The sequence below is a fragment of the Actinokineospora terrae genome, from assembly GCF_900111175.1.
GTDB classification, from domain to species: Bacteria; Actinomycetota; Actinomycetes; order Mycobacteriales; family Pseudonocardiaceae; genus Actinokineospora; species Actinokineospora terrae.
Genome location: NZ_FOGI01000008.1, coordinates 423,432 through 440,290, shown reverse-complemented (window position 1 = coordinate 440,290; position 16,859 = coordinate 423,432). Strand labels below are relative to the sequence as shown.

At 71.5% G+C, this 16,859-nt stretch carries 11 protein-coding genes; 6 read left to right on the top strand and 5 right to left on the bottom strand.

Annotation, left to right across the window (positions count from 1 at the left end; translation table 11 throughout):
• Window positions 1-124: 124 nt before the first annotated feature.
• Window positions 125-1,336, bottom strand: a complete 1,212-nt coding sequence (locus BMY07_RS20760) for an ArsB/NhaD family transporter (RefSeq protein WP_177215676.1) — start codon at window positions 1,334-1,336, stop codon at window positions 125-127.
• 181 nt (window positions 1,337-1,517) lie between these two features.
• Between BMY07_RS20760 and BMY07_RS20755 the strand changes: the two genes are divergently transcribed.
• Window positions 1,518-2,288 (top strand): hypothetical protein, encoded by a 771-nt coding sequence (locus BMY07_RS20755; RefSeq protein ID WP_092780975.1) that lies wholly within the window; start codon window positions 1,518-1,520, stop codon window positions 2,286-2,288.
• 84 nt (window positions 2,289-2,372) lie between these two features.
• Entirely contained in the window at window positions 2,373-8,306 is a 5,934-nt protein-coding gene (locus tag BMY07_RS20750; protein ID WP_218150706.1) for a WD40 domain-containing protein, read from the top strand.
• Window positions 8,307-8,322: 16 nt separating this feature from the next.
• Here the strand turns inward: BMY07_RS20750 and BMY07_RS20745 are convergent, their stop codons facing one another.
• Window positions 8,323-9,024, bottom strand: coding sequence for a class I SAM-dependent methyltransferase (locus BMY07_RS20745; protein ID WP_092780972.1), 702 nt, complete (start codon window positions 9,022-9,024; stop codon window positions 8,323-8,325).
• 38 nt (window positions 9,025-9,062) lie between these two features.
• On the opposite strand from BMY07_RS20745, the gene BMY07_RS20740 reads away from it, so the two are divergent.
• Entirely contained in the window at window positions 9,063-9,725 is a 663-nt protein-coding gene (locus BMY07_RS20740) for an HAD family hydrolase (protein WP_092780969.1), read from the top strand.
• A gap of 34 nt (window positions 9,726-9,759) precedes the next feature.
• Here BMY07_RS20740 and BMY07_RS20735 read toward each other — a convergent pair whose 3' ends face one another.
• Entirely contained in the window at window positions 9,760-10,881 is a 1,122-nt protein-coding gene (locus BMY07_RS20735) for an NAD(P)/FAD-dependent oxidoreductase (protein ID WP_092780966.1), read from the bottom strand.
• 97 nt (window positions 10,882-10,978) lie between these two features.
• Window positions 10,979-11,755, bottom strand: a complete 777-nt coding sequence (locus tag BMY07_RS20730; RefSeq protein WP_092780963.1) for a class I SAM-dependent methyltransferase — start codon at window positions 11,753-11,755, stop codon at window positions 10,979-10,981.
• 174 nt (window positions 11,756-11,929) lie between these two features.
• Here BMY07_RS20730 and BMY07_RS20725 point away from each other — a divergent pair, with 174 nt between their 5' ends.
• Complete coding sequence (locus BMY07_RS20725; RefSeq protein WP_092780960.1) at window positions 11,930-12,460, top strand: HD domain-containing protein; 531 nt, start codon at window positions 11,930-11,932, stop codon at window positions 12,458-12,460.
• 650 nt (window positions 12,461-13,110) lie between these two features.
• On the top strand, window positions 13,111-14,205 hold the full coding sequence (locus BMY07_RS20720) for a macrolide family glycosyltransferase (RefSeq protein ID WP_342741548.1): 1,095 nt from the start codon (window positions 13,111-13,113) through the stop codon (window positions 14,203-14,205).
• 12 nt (window positions 14,206-14,217) lie between these two features.
• Here BMY07_RS20720 and BMY07_RS20715 read toward each other — a convergent pair whose 3' ends face one another.
• Window positions 14,218-14,703 (bottom strand): DUF4383 domain-containing protein, encoded by a 486-nt coding sequence (locus BMY07_RS20715; protein ID WP_092781192.1) that lies wholly within the window; start codon window positions 14,701-14,703, stop codon window positions 14,218-14,220.
• 123 nt (window positions 14,704-14,826) lie between these two features.
• On the opposite strand from BMY07_RS20715, the gene BMY07_RS20710 reads away from it, so the two are divergent.
• Window positions 14,827-16,731 (top strand): ATP-binding protein, encoded by a 1,905-nt coding sequence (locus BMY07_RS20710; protein ID WP_177215675.1) that lies wholly within the window; start codon window positions 14,827-14,829, stop codon window positions 16,729-16,731.
• Window positions 16,732-16,859: the final 128 nt, after the last annotated feature.

Below are 16,859 nucleotides of genomic sequence, written 5' to 3'. Positions count from 1 at the left end.
CGCGGAAGAGGTACGGGCCCCAGGGCGGGGTTGACTTGATTCGATCATGAGCGTTCGGCTCGTGAAACAGGGCGGCACGTCAATCGAGCAGAGCCACAAGCCGGGCAGTGAGGGCCGAAGCGGTCTAGCTCACCAGCAGCAGCGTGGCCACCGTCGCGGTCAGTGCGGTGATCGCGAGGCCCGCGCTGGTCCACACGAACCGCTTCATCGGGACCCGCACCCCCGTGGCCACACACCGCTCGTACCACAGCAGTGTCGCCAGCGAGGCCCACGGTGTCACGATCGGGCCCACGTTCGTGCCCACCAGCAGCGCCAGCAACTGGTCGTGATTCCCCAGCGGCACAACGGATTCCCCCGCCACATAAGCAGGCAGGTTGTTCACCAGGTTCGACAGCACAGCCCCCGTGCCCGCCGCCCGCGCCGCCCCCGCCGCGTCGTCCGAGGAGCCCATCAGGGCGTGCACCAGGTCCGCCAAGCCGTGCCGGTTGATCGTTTCCACGACCAGGAACAGCCCGATCACGAAGACCAGCAGCCGCCAGGGCAGCAGCGCGGGGCGCAGGGCCGAGCGCCGCCGGAAGAGGAACGCGATCACCAGGATCCCGGCCGCCACCGAGGACGCGATGCCGATCGGGACGCCGAGCAGGATCCCGGCCACGAACAGCAGGCACGCCACCGCCGCCACCCGGAACAGCACCCCGTCCCGCGGTTGGTGACGCTGCGGGACCTCATAGCCCGAACGGCTTTCGGTGCCGCGCCAGTAGAACACCCACAGGAACACCGCCGTCACCACGATCGCGGCGAGTTGCGGTGCCCACATCCGGGCCGCGAACTGCGCGGGTGCCAACGCGACCCGGTCCGCGGCGAGCAGGTTCGTCAGGTTCGACACCGGCAGCAGCAGGCTGGCCGTGTTCGCCAGCCAGACCGTCGTCATCGCCAGCGGCAGGGCCGCGACGCCCAGTTTCGCCGCCAGGGCCAGCAGGACCGGGGTCAGCAGGACCGCCGTGGTGTCGAGGTTGAGGCCCATCGTCGTCACGGCGGCGAGGGCGACGCACAGCAGGAACAGCAGCACGTACCGGCCGCGGGCCAGGATCGACAGGCGGGTCGCCACCACGTCGAACACCTCGGCCACCGCGGTCAGCTCCGCCAGGATGATCACCGAGCCCAGGAACAGCAGCAGCGGCACCAACCGGGTGACGGTCGCGCGGGCGTCGGCGACCGGGAGGGCACCGAGCAGCACGCACAGGCAGCCCGCCAGCAGCAGCCCGAGCGCGACCCAGTCGAGCACGTGGAGCTTGGGCAGCCGGCGCGTCGCGCCATCCAGCCGCTTGTCTGGCATGCGCGACATGCTGCCACACCGGCGGCCGGGTCCCCGGAATGGGCTATCCATTCCCCCGAACGCGGCAACAAAACGGGAAAACGGCGATGCGGACTTTTCCGGAACCGCTGTCACCGCGCTCCCCGGCGGCACTACCCTGGCCGCGCGAAGCCCGCTATTCCCATTCGGAGGAGACCCGCCGATGGAGACGGTCGACATCGTGGCGGTTCTGCCACGGCACCTCGACGACACCGCAACGACCCTCAGCGACCGGCTCACCGCCAGGATGCGCGACGGCGGCAGCCCGTCCTGGTTCCGGCTCGGCGACCCGTTCGACCACGCCGGTCCGTGCGCGCCGCACGTGTCGCTGTTCATGCTCGCCGTCGAGCCGGACGAGGTACCCGGGGTGGTCACCGCGACCCGCGCGCTGGCCGCCGGGATGTCCGCGCTCGTCGCCGAGGGCGCGTTCTACCGACACAACCCGGTCGGCGCGCCGGAGCTGTACTTCCGCAAGACAGCGGAGTGGATCGAGTTGCAGCGCGCCGTGGTCGAGGCCGTGGAACCGTTGCGGCGCGGTCGGTTGCGCGACACCGACCCGGCAGGCGAGAGCGTGGCGGGCATCATCGGCGACCCGACCCAGGACCCGGTGCGCCGCGAGCAGCTGACCCGGTTCGGCTACGACGAGATCACCGAGGTGTGGGACGGCGGCGCGACCGACCGGTTCAACCCGCACGTGACCCTCGCCTGGCCGGTCGACCCGGGGTTCCGCATCGACCTGACCGACCTGCCGCCCGCGGCCGAGTTCAGCGGCGTGCTGCCCGGGCTCGCCGTTTACGGGATGAGCCGCTACGGCACCTGCACCACATTGTTCGGTGCCGCCCCTTTCGCCATGTCCCCGATCGGGGGATCCGGTGGCGGAAATACGACGGGTAGGCTCGATATCCATTCCGCGCGGCGGGCGGGCGGAGAATAGCGGGCGGGGCGGCTGACGTCCTCGCCCGCCGTCCGGCCGAACCGGTGTCGGCCGAACGGGTCCACCGAGCTGTGGGAGGCCTGGGTGAGCCGAGTCGAGTCGGAGTTCGCCACGCGCGTCACCGAGGCACGGCGGCGGCGGGGCTGGTCGCCGGGCCGGGTGGCCGCCGAGTGCGCCCGGCTGGGGTCCGACGCGCTCGACGCCACCGCCATCGCCGCGATCGAGACCGGCGCCAGGGGGGTCACCGCGGCCGAGGTGTCGTTGCTCGCGCTGGCGCTCGGCGTGCCGGTGGCGGACCTGGTGCCGACACCGCTGCCCGGTCCGCGGCCGCCGGTGCGCGGCCCCCGCCCGCCCCGTTCGGGACCGGTCGACTTCTTCATCAGCTACTCGCTGCTCGACGACGCGTGGGCCACCTGGATCGCCCACGAGCTCGAGTCGGCGGGCTACGAGGTGATGATCCAGGCCTGGGACTTCGTGCCGGGCACGCACTTCCTCGACTTCATCGACCGCGGCATCCGCGAGTCGTCCGCGGTCATCGCCGTGCTGTCGAGCAACTACCTCGCCTCGCAGTACGGCAGGCTGGAGTGGATGGCGGCGATGCAGGCCGCGCACGACCGGCCGGACCAGAAGCTGCTGCTGCCGGTGCGGATCCAGAACATCTTCCCCGACGGCCTGCTCGGCCAGGTCACCTTCGTCGACCTGGTCGGCATCGACGAGCCGAGCCTGGCCAGGGCGCGACTGCTCGACCGGCTCGAACACGCGTTGACCGGCCGCGCGAAGCCAGGCGAACACCCGCGCTTCCCCGGTGCCGCAGTCGTCAAGGAGAGCATTCCCGCCCCGCGCGCGAGCCAGCAGGACGACCACGCCGCTTCCGAGTTCCCGCCCGCGACAAAGCCGACCGGCAGCCCCCGGCACGAGTTGGGGATCTTGCACGTACCTGGCCCGAGGTTCGGGAGGGACTCAGGTAGCCCTGTAGACCGGCTGGCAGCGCTGGACGCAGGTCTGGCCCGCCTGGCGGAGTCAGGTCTACCTACGCCCGAACTCGTTGTCGTCAGCGGCAGTCTCACCGACTCCGGTAGCCGCGAGCAGTTCGACCAAGTACGCAGTTTCCTCATCGGTTTGCGCTCACTGCTGGGTATCGACGCGGGCAGGCTGGTAGTCGTACCCGGCGGTGGCGACATCACCGCGGCCGCGTGCGAGGCGTATTTCGCGCACTGCCGCGCCGAGAGCCTCAACCCGGAACCACCGTACTTCAGCAAGTGGCTGCACTACGAGCGCCTCCACCGCGAGCTCTACCCCGGCGGCAACGGCACGGTGTTCGACGCGAACCAGCCGTGGTCGCTGGTCGAGGTCGCCGACCTGCGCGTGGTCGTGGCCGCGTTCAACTCCACGGTCCCGCACACCCACCAGAACCTCGACCAGCCCGGACGCCTCGGCGCGGATCAACTCGCCTGGTTCGGCGCCGCGCTCGCGCCCTTCGTCGAGTCCGGGCACCTGCGGATCGGCGTGGTCGGCCACACCCCCGGCGCCGAGGGCAGTGCCGCGCTCGCCGACGCCGCCGCTCTCGACAACGCGCTCGGCTCCCGGCTCAACCTCCTGCTCAGCGGCGACGGCCCCGGTTCGGCCGAGGTCGGCGCACTGGCGGGCGGCCTCACCCTCGTCCCGCCTGCGGGCGGGCCGCGACTGCTGCACCTGACCCGCGACGGCGTCGACACCTGGTCCCTTGTGGACGGTCCGCGCCGGGTCGGCCGCGCCCGAGGACCCTGGCACGCCGCCGCGCAGACGTTCACCCCACCGGCGGGCGCCGGGCCCAGGGTGCGCCAGAACCGGGTCCGCCCGGCCGATGAGGCGCCCTCCGAGCAGCCGGTCGACCAGCTGCTGCGCCGGATCACCGAGGTGCTGGAGGTCCGCCACCCCGGCGCCGCGGTGCGCAGACTGCCCGGCAGGCCGCCGGTCCTGCGGGTCAGCTACCCCGACGGCGACCTGGTGCCCCAGTTCCTCATCGCCGCGCACGTCGGGGAGCCGACCGCGGCGGACGTGGCCGCGCTGGCCACGGTGCGCAGGCGCAACGCCGAGGACCTGACCTCCGAGCTGGTCTACCAGGGGCCCAACCCCGGCGTCACCCTGCGGGCGGCCGCGCTGCGCGATGGCATCCGGCTGCGCAGTTTCATCGAGTTCCAGGGGCTGCTCGACCTGCGCGGGTACGTCAAGGCGCAGACCGAGCGGTTGCGGCAGGACCGCGTGTACCCGCCGGAGCTGTACGTCCCGCAGCGGTTCCGCGAGACCGAGGGCGCCGCGGCGTCCGACGCGGGCGTGCGCGAGGACGTGGTCGGCGAACTGGTCGACCTGCTCGCCGCCGACGAGGGCCGGTTCGTGCTGCTGATGGGCGACTTCGGCCGGGGCAAGACCTTCGCCATGCGCACCCTGGCGATGACGCTGCCCGCCAAGCTGCCCGGGGTCTCGCCGATCCTGATCGAGCTGCACGCGCTGGACAAGGCGCACAGCGTCGACGGCCTGGTCGCCGCGCACCTGGCCAACCACGGCGAGTCCCGCATCGACCTGCGCGCCTTCCGCTACCTGCTGCGCCAGGGCCGGGTCGTGCTGCTGTTCGACGGGTTCGACGAGCTGGCCAGCCGGGTCAGCTACGACCGCGCCGCCGAGCACCTCACCACCCTGCTCGCCGCCGCCGAGGACCGCGCCAAGATCGTCGTCACCAGCCGCACCCAGCACTTCCAGAACGACGACCAGGTCCGCACCGCGCTCGGCCAGCAGGTCGGCGCGCTGGCCCAGCGCCGCATCCTGCTGCTGGAGGACTTCACCGACCAGCAGGTCGACGCCTACGTGGCCAACCGCTACGCCAACGACGAGGAGGTCGCCAGGGAGCGCATCGAGCTGATCAACCGGGTCGACGACCTCGGCGGCCTCTCGCGCAACCCGCGGATGCTCAGCTTCGTCGTCGGCCTCGACGCCGAACGCCTCGCCGCCGTGGCCGCCCGCGACACCATCAGCGCCGCGAGCCTCTATGAAGAGATCCTGACGTCCTGGCTCACGCACGAGCACGACCGCGCCAACCCGCCCGGCTCACAGGCAGGCCTGACTCTCCCCGAGATGTGGTCCGCGGTCACCACGCTCGCGTTGCGCGTGTGGGAGTCCAACGACGTGCTGCTGCGCCTCGACGACGTCGCCGAGGTCGCGGAGGCGTTGGCCGGGCTCGCCGAGGCGCCGCTGTCACCCCAGCAGGCCACGCACGCCGTCGGCGCGGGCAGCCTGCTGGTGCGCACCGAGGACGGCCTGTTCGGCTTCATCCACAGCTCGGTCGCCGAATACCTGCTGGCCAGGGAGATCGCCCGCCAACTGGCCACCGGCGACGGCCGACCCGCGCTGCTCGGCCGCCGCAAGCTCTCCCAGCCGACCGTGGACTTCCTGTGCGACCTGGCCGAACCGAGGCGCCTGCTGCTGTGGGCCGCGCGCCCCGGCGGCGACCCGGTCACCGCGGCCAACGCGCTCAAGATCAGCAAACGGCTCAGCGCCCCGGCCAAGACCGACATGCGCGAGGCCGTGCTGCGCGGCGAGGACCTGTCCCAACGCGACCTGTCCGGCGTCGACCTCACCGGCGCGGACCTGACCGACGCGCTGCTCATCGGCACCAAGCTGTCCAGGGCCGTGCTGCGCGGCGCGAGGCTGCACCGCACCCGGCTCGACCAGGCGGTGCTGCGCGACGCCGACCTCACCGACGCCGACCTGACGGGGGCGCGGCTGGTCGAGACCGACCTGCGCGGCGCCGTCGTCACCGGCAGCACCTGGGCCAGGGCCGCGTTGATCAACGTCGACGCCGACCGCGAGCTGTGGGCGGCGCCCGAGCTGCGGGCCGCGGCCGTGGCGCCGGGGCAGCCGGTGCTGACCGGGTTGCGGCCCGCCAGCGTCGGCGTCCAGTTCGGCTTCGAGGACGGCAGGCTTCCCAGCCCGCTGGCCTACAGCCCGGACGGGTCGCTGCTCGCGGTCGGCAGCGGCGACGGCGGCGTGCTGCTGTGCGACACCGAGAAGGGCCTGCCGCTGCGCACCCTCAACGGCCACCTGGACCGGGTCTACGCGGTCGACTTCGGCCCGCCGGGCAGCGCGCTGGTCACCGCCGCCGCGGACGGGACGGTGCGGTTCTGGGACCCGGCGACGGGGGAGCAGACCAAGGTCGTCGCCGACGGCGTCGAGCACACCGCGCCGATCTGGCCGCTGCTGATCTCACCGGACGGCGGGCTGGTCGCCTACGGGGACAACGCGGGCACCGTCGTGGTCCGCACCGTGCCCGCCGGCGAGGTCGTGCACCGGTTCGACGGGCACGTGGAACGGGTGTGGGCGCTGGCGTTCCACCCGACCGACCCGCTGCTGGCGACCGCGGACGAGTCCGGCGCGGTGCGGCTCTGGGACCTCGACACCGGCGCCGAGCGGCACGTGCTGGCCAGCCCGGGGTCGGCGGTCTACACGCTGTCGTTCAACGCCGATGGCCGGTTGCTCGCCGCCGCCGGTCAGCACGCGTACCTGCGGGTGTGGGACGTCCAGTCCGGCGCCGAGGCGCACCGGCTCGACGGGCACACCGAGCACGTCTACGCAGCCGTGTTCCACCCCGAGCACGACGTGCTGGCCAGCGGCGACACCGCCGGGTCGGTGCGGCTGTGGACGGTGCCGCGGCACGGGCGGGCCACCGGCGCGCCGCTGCAGCACCGGCACGCCACCGCCGTGTACCACCTGGCCTTCAGCCCGGACGGCCGCACGCTGGCCAGCGGCGACAGCGACGGCACGCTGCGGGTGTGGGACACCGCGTCCGGGCAGGAGACGCACGAGGTGCTCGCGCACCGGGGCGCGGTGTGGCCGCTGGCGTTCCGCGCCGACTCCGCGCAGCTGGCCACGACCGGGCGCGACGGCGCGATCCGGCTGTGGGACCCGGCCACCGGCAGGCAGCGCCACGAACTGCACGGCCACGGCCGCCGCGTCGTCCAGGTCCACTTCAACCGCGACGGCGACCTGCTGGCTGCCGCGGGCAACGACGGCGTCGTGCGGGTGTGGGACCCGGGCACCGGCAGGCAGCTGCGGGTGCTGACCGGCCGCGACGACCAGCTGACCGGCGCCGTGTTCAACCCGGTGCGGCCGCTGCTGGCCACCCCGAGCAACGACGGCGGCGTGCACCTGTGGCACCTGAGCACCTGGCGCGCCGACCAGGAGCTGGACGTGGAGACCGAGTACGTGTGGGCCAGCGCGTTCGCCCCGGACGGGGAGGTGCTGGCGACGGCGAACGACGACGACACGGTGCGGCTGTGGTGGCAGGCGACCGGCCGGGAGGTCCTGGCCCTGCTCGAACACCGCGGCCGGGTCCGCTCGATCGTCTTCAGCCCGGACGGGTCCCTGGTGGCCACCGGCTGCGACGACACCAAGGTCCGCCTGTTCGACCGCGAGACCGGCGCCTGCCTGGCGACCCTCGACGGCCACACCGACCGCGTCTACGACGTTCGTTTCACCGCCGATGGCCGACTCCTGGCCAGCGTCAGCAACGACGGCACGGCGGTCCTGTGGCGCGTCGCCGACCACGCCCGCCTCCGTGTGCTGCCCGCCCAACGCGGCAAGCTCTGGTGCTGCGCGTTCAGCCCGGACGGCCGCGTGCTCGCCGCCGCGGGTGACGACGCCGTCATCTACCTGTGGGACACCGAGACCGGCACCTCCCTGGCCAGGATGCCCGGCCACAGCCGCCGCGTCCTCTCCCTCGCCTTCAGCCCGGACGGCACCACCCTCGCCAGCGGCTCCGCGGACGGCACCACCCGCCTCTGGAACATCCCCCGCCGCACCCTCGGCCTGACGATGATCGGCCTCCCCGAGGCCTGGGCCGCGGTGACCCCGGACGGCCGCTACAAAGTGGACGGCCCACCGAGCGGCGAGTTCTGGCACGCGGTCGGCCTGTGCCGGTTCGAGGTGGGCGAACTGGACACGGTCCTGCGCGAGGTCCGCGCCGTCCCCCTCACCGAACCCTTCTGACATGCCCGCGCCAGGCTCAACACCCCCGCACACCCGCGACGATGAGGGAGCCGCCGAGGGTGGGCCAGTGGTGGGCGGCCCGGGTGGAGCGGTACTCGCGGCGGCGGGTGCGCCAGATGACCTGGTTGGAGCGCGGCGGCGACGGGGTGAACCCGGCCTGGCGGAGGCCGGTGGCCAGCAGCGGGTAGGTGAACGGGCGGATGTGCAGGTGCAGGTACTCGTGGAACGGGTCCACCTGGCGGGGCGCGCGGCCGAGCAGGAAGCGGAGGCGGTCCTGCGCGGGGGCCAGGTTCGGCGTGGTCAGCACCAGGATCCCGCCGGGGCGCAGCACCCGGTGGCACTCGCGCAGCAGCAGCGCCGGGTCGTAGACGTGCTCGATGATCTCCCCGGCGAGCACCCCGTCGAGCGACCCCGAGCGGAACGGCAGCACCTCGCCGACGTCGAGCCGCACCGCGGGGCACCCGGCGGCCCGGCACGCGTCGTGCACGACGTCGCAGGCGATCGGGCGCAGGCCCGCCCCGGCGATCAGCGCGGTGACCTCCCCGCCGCCCGCGCCCAGGTCGGCCACCAGGGCGCCGGGGTCGAGGTGGCCGATGAGCAGGTCGAGCGCGTGGTCGAGGCGCAGCCGGTGGTAGGGGTCGCGCAGGTAGCCCGCGACCTCGTCCCCGGAGTAGCCGCGCTGGTTGGCCGCCGTTGCCCTCGACTGCGCTCGCCGCACCCCGCCATGATCGCAGACCGAGCGCGCGGAGGACGGGCATGCCGGTAGACCACATCGTCTGGGACTGGAACGGAACCCTGTTCGACGACGGCGACGCCCTGGTGCGGGCCACGATCGAGGCCTTCTCCCGCAGCGGCCTGCCCGAGGTCACGGTCACCGGCTACCAGGAGCACTTCACCCGCCCCATCACCGCCTTCTACGACCGCCTGGCGGGCAAAGCCCTGACACCGCAAGAGCAAGCCAGCGTAGACAAGCACTTCCAGCTCTCTTACGCCGACCTGATGGGCCGAGCCGCAGTGCACTCCCAGACGGTGACAGCGTTAACGGCCTGGCGCGACGCGGGTAGGACTCAGTCCCTGCTGTCGATGTACCCACACGACCAACTGGTTGACCTACCGCAGTTCCGCGCCATAGCCCACTTCTTCGACCAAGTCGACGGCCTGCGCTCCGACGAACAACACCACAAAGAACCCCACCTGCGCCGACACCTCGAAGCCGTAGGAGAGCGCAACGTCCTCGTAGTAGGCGACAGCGACGACGACGTGCACGCAGCCAAAGCCTGCGGAATCCCTTGCCTGCTCTATCACCCGTCCAATGGCGCACTGGTAAGCCAAACCCGCGTAGCAGGCCTCCAAGTCCCCGTAGTGCGAGAACTCCCCGACGCAGTCCGCTGGGCACTCTCCACCCCTGGCGGCAGGTAGCACTGACTCCGACTGGTCGCTCGCCGAGGCCGAGTCAGGAGGCGCTGAGGGCGGGGAGGAACCGTTCGTAGCGGAAGGGGCCGAGAGTGTCGTCGTGGTTCTCGCCCAAGACCTCGGCGGCGACGAGATCGCCCGCGTGGACGCTGAGCGTGGCGCCGCTGTGGGAGACGGCGAAGTGGAAGGCGGGGAGGTCGGCGACGCGGCCGAGGACCGGGAGGCCATCGGCGGGGATGGGGCGCTCACCGACGCGGACGCTCTCGACCGTGGCGTCGCGCAGGCCCGGGTACAGGTCGCGGCCCGCGGACAGGACAGCGTCAACGGCGCCTTGGTCCACCTGCGTCCTGCCCCTGCTGACCGTCGCCGCCGCGTCGACCTCGCTGGTGTGCAACAACAACCGGCCACCGCCATCCGGCCGCAGGTGGACGTCCGGGGCGTGCACGACGCGCGAGACGGTCACCGGCACCGGCGAGGTGTAGATCAGCACGCCGAGCGTATTGCGCATCGGCAGGTCCAGCCCGGCCAGCGCGGCGATCCGGGTGGCGTGCGGTCCGGCGCAGTTGACCACCGCGTCGGCGGTCAGCCGCTTGCCCGAGGTGAGCCGGACCGCTGCCGTCCGGTCGATGTCCAGGTCGACCACCGCGTCGTCCCGCAACAATCGGGCGCCCCGCGAGAGCGCCGTGGCCAGCAGGTGCCCGACCAGCCGGGTCGGCTCGACCCAGCCCTCGCGCGGGAAGTACGCGACCTCGTCGGCGGGCAGCGCGGTCGGGTCGAGGTCGGGTTCGAGGGCGAGCACCTCGGCGCGCGTCAGCCACCGCGCCGCGTACCCGTACTCCAGGACGGTGGCGACCTTGCGCCGTAACCGGTCCACGCCGTCGGCGGTCGCGGCCCACTCCAGGTTGCCGCCCTCGTGGTACCAGTCGCCGTGCGGGACGCGGGCGGCCAGCCGCCGGTGCGCGAGCATGCCCGCGACGCTCAGGTCGTGGTAGCTGCGGGGTTGCTTGCCGCACGAGTTGGTCCACGAGAAGGTCGCGCTGGACGTGCCGCCCGCGGGCGCGCCCGCCTCGACGACGGTGACCAACGCGCCCCGACTGGCCAGCCCGGCGGCCACGGCGGCCCCGTAGACCCCCGCCCCGATGACGACCACGTGCCCGACCATGGCGATCCACCCCAACTGCGACGACAGCGGTCGACACAGTGGTACCGGCGCGGCCCACCGGGGGTCAACCGCCAGCAGGGGCGGCCCGCTCAGCCGATCAGGTGCCGGTGACCCTGCCGATGAGCGTTGTCACCCGGACCTCTTCCGCGAACATCGCCTGGCCCTGGAAAGCCTTGTCGATCCGGCATTCGAGGAACTCGCGATTCTCCCGGGAAGGCAAGCGGTGCACGGGTAAGGCCGAGTAGATGCCGCCGACGATCTCAGGCAGAGTCAACTCTCCGGCATAGGTGACAACGGACTTGTCGACGGTAAGACCGGCAGCGGTCATTGCGGCCAGGTAGCGCTCTTGACTGGCGTCGTCAGTCCCGCAGGTGGCGCTCAGCTTGGTGGTGAACCACTGTTCGAGCACCTCGCGCAACCTCCGAGACCAGTCAGAGTCCTGTAACCACAACGGTGTGCCGTTGGTGACGATCGCGATGCCGCCTCCCGCGCGCACTGTTGGCTCTATCTCGCCAAAGAGGAGTTCGTGGTCCATCCAGTGCAATGCTTGGCCGACCGTGACAGCCGCTACTGGGCCGGTAGCAGCGCGCAGAGCGGGTAAGTCGGTGTCCGTACCCACGACCCAGGTGGTGTTCTTGGCGCCGTGCGCGGCTGCGTGCGCCAACATGTCCGGCTCCGGATCAACACCGACGACAGCCTTGACTCTGGCGGCAAGCGGAACGGAGAGCTGGCCCGTACCGCAACCGAGGTCGACCACCACGTCATCGCCGGTCAACGCGAAGGCCTCGACGACGCCGTCGATCACCTCGGTCGGGTACCCGCGTCGGTACCTGTCGTAGAAATCGGCTACCTCGCCGCCAAATCCCAGCTCCATTGGGCCAGGTTGCCACCGCCGGAGTCAGGGGGACATCGGATTTCGCCCAGGGCTTGGCCGACCGCCCGGTCAGGCGACAACGACCCACTGACGTCACGCACGGTTCACGGGCGCGGCCACCGAGGTTCATGATCACGCTGCCGTGCGGTCCGGCGTGCTGGGCACTCTGGGGCCGTGCAGGCGCTGGTGGTCCACGCGGTCGAACTCGCCTCGACCCTGTTGTCCCCCTTGGGCGACCGCTGGAAGCACACCATCGGCGTCGCCCACCGCGCCGAGAACCTGGCGGCCACGGTGCCCGCCGCGGACCGGGAGACCCTGGTCGCCGCGGCCTGGCTGCACGACATCGGCTACGCGGTCGTCGACACCGGCTTCCACCCCGTCGACGGCGCCCGCCACCTCGACACCCTCCACTGGCCGCCCCACCTGACCACCCTGGTCGCCCACCACTCCGGCGCCCGCTTCACCGCACAAGCCTTGGGTCTAGGCCACCTCATGGACCCTTACCCGCACGAGGACACTCCGCTGTCCGACGCTCTTACCTACGCCGACCAAACCACGGACCCTCGCGGCACCCAGGTCTCCCTATCCGCCCGCCTCACCGAGATGCTGTCCCGCCACGGCCCCACCTCAGCCAACGCCAAAGCCCACCACCTCCGCGCCCCCTACCTCCACGCCACAGCCTCCCGCGTCGAATCCCGCCTCTAGAGCAGCCCTCCCGACGCCCACGCACTAGATCCGGCCTGCGGCGGCTTGAGGCGTAACGGGATGGGCCTTCACCCACTGATCTCGTAGATGCCGCCGTGACTTGTCCTTTCAACGCCGGTACACCAGGTCCGGCCTGCGGTGACGTGAGGCGTAACGGGAAGGACCTCCGCCCACTGATCTGGCAGATGCCGCCGTGACTTGTCCTCTCGCCGCCTGTGCGCCAGATGCGGCCTGAGGCGTAACGGGTTGGCTTTCATCCACTGATCTCGCTGATGCCGCCGCGACTTGTCCCCAACCCCGCTGGCTGTCCACAGCCTTTCCGCGCCCCTATTGACAACCCGCCGAACGCGATAGGTTCAGAGATGGGGCCCCGGGCCCCGGGAGGGTGGGCCCCGGAGCGAAGTTGATCTTGATCGGCGGTTGGCTGCGGTGACCGGCCGCGGTGGTTGGCTGGGGTGACTGGTTGCGGTGACTGACTCCGGCGGGCGGTTGGCCGCGGTGGCCGGCTTGAGGGCGGCAGGTGGACAGTCTGGGGAGAAGGCGGCAGGTTCAGCCGGGGAGTGAGAGCCCGCGACGGTTGTGGTGTTGAGTGGGTGGTCGGTTTGGTGGGGTAGCGGGGAAAGCTGAGGGGGCTGGGGTTGTCGAGGCGTGTGTTGTTCGTGACGTTGGCAGGGGCCGGTCATATCAACCCGACGCTGGGGGTGGTGGCTGAGCTTCAGGCGCGCGGGCATCGGGTGCGGTACGCGTCGGGGGAGGAGGTGGCGGGGGTCGAGCGGGTCGCACTGCCGCGGTTGCCGCCGTTTGTGCCGCCTGCCAGGGAGTTCCTCGACATCCTTGGCGCCTGGTACCTGCACTACTTCGCCGCCACCTCAGCCGCGTACCCGGTGCTGCGCGCGCACATCGCGACCGATCCGCCCGATGTCGTGTGCTACGACGCCACCAACTGGCCCGCGAGGCTGATCGCCGCCGAGTTCGGTATCCCCGCCGTCCGCACGGTCCCGCATCTCGCCTCTAACGGCTACTACCAACTCAACCGCGGCCTACCCGACGACCACCCTGCTGCGGTAGTGCTAGCTGACCAGTGCGCGCGCTTCGCGGCCGACAACGCTGTCGACATCAACCCCGTCAGCATCTTCGACGCCATAGAGGACCTGAACCTCGTCTTCATCCCACGCGAGTTCCAACCCGCGGGCGACACGTTCGACGATCGCTTCCGATTCGTTGGCCCTACCGCGCGCCAACCACAAGAGTCGTGGGAACCACCCTCCGACAAGGTGCTGTACGTCGCCCTCGGGTCCGTCCTGACCGACGTTGCCCTCTACCGCCGGTGCATCGCCGAGTTCGCGCACTCCGACTGGTACGTCGCCATGACCATCGGCGATGTCGACCCCGCCGAGCTCGGCGACATCCCACCCAACATCGACGTCCGCCCGCACTTCCCCCAGGTCGCCGTCCTCCGCCACGCCGCCGCGTTCCTCACCCACGCGGGCATGAACTCGACCATGGAGGCGCTCTACCAGGGCGTCCCCCTGATCACCTCGCCCCGCATCCCGGAGCAAGCGGCCAACGCGGCCAGGATCCACGACCTCGGCCTGGGCATCCCGCTGCCCGAGCAAGGGCTACGCGATGCGGTGGCTGCTCTCATCGCTGACCCGACGACGAGAGCGAACCTAGACCGCATGCAGCAGGTAATGCGTGACACCGGTGGCGCAGCCCTAGCCGCAGACGAGATCGAGGCCCGGTAGCCCTACCAGCCCTCAGTCAGCGTCAATCGGCCCGAGCGGCGTCCGCTCTACCTTCACACCGAACAGCAGCGCCGTGGCAATCATCGCGACGCCCAGGCCAAGGTGCAGCCAGTTGTCGGCAGCGTTAACAGGCACGAAGTTCGCGCGGCTGTCGTAGTCGACCACCATCCCGTACACCCACAGCACCAGATAGATGACGCCGCCCAGCAATAGGAACTCACGCGCCCCCTTACTACTACGCGCCATGGCCATACCCGCGGCCCCGAACGCCAAGTGGACGAGGTTGTGCAGCACCGAGACCTCGAACGCCCCCAGCAGCATCGCCCCCGAGTGGTGCCCGGCGAAGGTGATGTCGGCGAAGTCCCTGGTCACGCCCGGCACGAATCCCAGCACGCCCACGACCGCGAATACCCCCGCCACGATGACCGCGGCCGAGCGGACCGGTTGCAACACGGTTGTATCGGATTGCCGGTGCGGCAAGTGGTGTGCGGTGGACATGGCTGCCTCCTCCGGGTCTCCCATGCGGCTACCACGCGCTGTCGGGCACAAACCCGGCGTCACGAACTCCACCCGCCTGTGCGACCGCCTCATCCGCCTGCGCGTCGTGTCGATAGCGAGGACGTGACCACGGATGGTTTGCAGGGTGCGGAGGACCGCTCGGGTCCCCGCGCGCCCTCAGCCAGGTGGTGGACGCTGGGGCGCCTGCTGGCCGTGGGACCCACTCTCGCGGTGCTCGTGCTGCTGGTTGTCGGCGCGGGAGCGGCGGCCCTGTTCGGCCCTACCGCGACCGTCGGTGTCGCCTGGGTGTGCCTGGTCGGGGTCGTCGTGGTGACCGTCGGTACCTGGTGGACGGTCCGCCAGGTCAGCACCGGTGTGCGCGCGGTGACCGAGGCCGCGGCCCGCATCGGCGCCGGTGACCCGGACGTCCGGGTACCCGTCGTGGCCGTCCCCGCGGAACTGGCCAGGATGGCCGCCGCGCTGGACGCGTCCGCGACCGCCCTGCGCACGTCCAGTGCCGCCAGGTCGACGTTCCTGGCCACCATGAGCCACGAGATCCGGACGCCGATGAACGCGGTGGTCGGCCTGACCGGCGTGCTGCTGGACACCGACCTGACCCACGAGCAGCGCGACCTCGTGCAGACCGTGCGCGACAGCGGCGCCGACCTGCTGGGCGTCATCAACAACATCCTCGACTTCGCCAAGCTCGAGTCCGGGCAGTGGGGGCTCGAGCAGGTCAGCTTCGGGCTGCGGGACCTGGTCGACAGCGCCACCGAACTGGTCGCCGACGAGGCCCGCCGCAAGGGGTTGAGCACGGACGTCGTCGTGACCGGCGGTGAGCGGATGCGGTTGGTCGGCGACCTGGCCCGGCTGCGGCAGGTGCTGGTGAACCTGCTCGACAACGCCGTGAAGTTCACCGAGAACGGCCGGATCCTCACGACCGTCGAACTGCGCCCGGCGCCCGGTGGGCGCGTGTGGCTGCGGATCGCGGTGAACGACACCGGGTGCGGTGTGCCCGAGGACAAGATGGCTGTGCTGTTCGTGCCGTTCCGCCAGGTCGACAGCTCCACCACGCGCACGCAGGGCGGCAGCGGCCTCGGTCTGGCCATCGGCAGGCGGCTCGCGGTCGCCATGGGCGGTGACCTCACGGTGCGCAGCACGCCGGGCACCGGGTCGACGTTCACCTTCAGCGCCCTGCTGGACGTGGCCGCCGAGCAGGCCACCGACCCGCGCACGGCACCGCTGACGCAGACCGGCCCGTTGCGGGTCCTGGTCGCCGAGGACAACCACATCAACCAGAAGGTCGCCCGCCTCATGCTCGCGGGCCTGGGCCACCACGTCGACACCGTTGCGAACGGACACGAGGCCGTGCAGGCGATGCACGCCGTGCCCTATGACGTTGTCCTGATGGACGTGCGCATGCCGGTCATGGACGGCCTCGACGCAACCCGCGCGATCCGTGCGCAACTTCCCGCCGAGCGCCAGCCGTTGATCGTCGCGCTGACGGCGAGCGCACTGGTGGAGGACCGGGCCGCCTGCCTGGCCGCGGGCATGGACGACCACCTGGCCAAGCCGGTGCGCGTGCCGGACCTGGTCGCCGCCCTCGCCGCCGCGACCGGTGCGTCGTCGCAATCGGCGCCGGTCGCCGTGCTCGACCGGGAGTCGCTCGACCGCGAGTCCCGGATCCGGGCCCGCATGCTGGAGATCAGCGGCTCGAACCCGCCGCAGGAGGAGCTGGACTTCCTGGCGCACCTGCTCACCTCGTACACCACCAAGACCCCGGCGGCGCTCAACGCCCTGAAGTCGGCCATCGCGATCCGCGACACCCACTCGACGGTCGTCCAGGCCCACACCCTCAAGGGCTCCGCCGCCAACATCGGCGCCACCGCCCTGGCCGCCCTCTTCGCCACCATCGAACAGGACGCGAAGGCCGGCACCCTCCCCACCACCCTCACCGAGGTCCGCGCCGAGTTCGCCCGCGTAACCACAGCCTGCAACGCCGTAGCCACCAATTTCCTCCAGCGCTGACGCTCTTGATGTCCACTATGGACACCCGCTCGATCCCCCCGATTCACCCCCTTCCCTCGCGACTTATCCCACCTAGACGCCCCACCCCGGTCGATTCGCCCCCGACCAGGCATCCCCCCGCGGCCACC

Excerpts from the sequence above, each read along its gene's own strand:
- BMY07_RS20760 (WP_177215676.1), bottom strand. The coding sequence starts at position 1,336 with ATGCCAGACAAGCGGCTGGATGGCGCGACGCGCCGGCTGCCCAAGCTC.
- BMY07_RS20755 (WP_092780975.1), top strand. The coding sequence starts at position 1,518 with ATGGAGACGGTCGACATCGTGGCGGTTCTGCCACGGCACCTCGACGAC.
- BMY07_RS20740 (WP_092780969.1), top strand. The coding sequence starts at position 9,063 with ATGCCGGTAGACCACATCGTCTGGGACTGGAACGGAACCCTGTTCGAC.
- BMY07_RS20735 (WP_092780966.1), bottom strand. The coding sequence starts at position 10,881 with ATGGTCGGGCACGTGGTCGTCATCGGGGCGGGGGTCTACGGGGCCGCC.
- BMY07_RS20730 (WP_092780963.1), bottom strand. The coding sequence starts at position 11,755 with ATGGAGCTGGGATTTGGCGGCGAGGTAGCCGATTTCTACGACAGGTAC.
- BMY07_RS20715 (WP_092781192.1), bottom strand. The coding sequence starts at position 14,703 with ATGTCCACCGCACACCACTTGCCGCACCGGCAATCCGATACAACCGTG.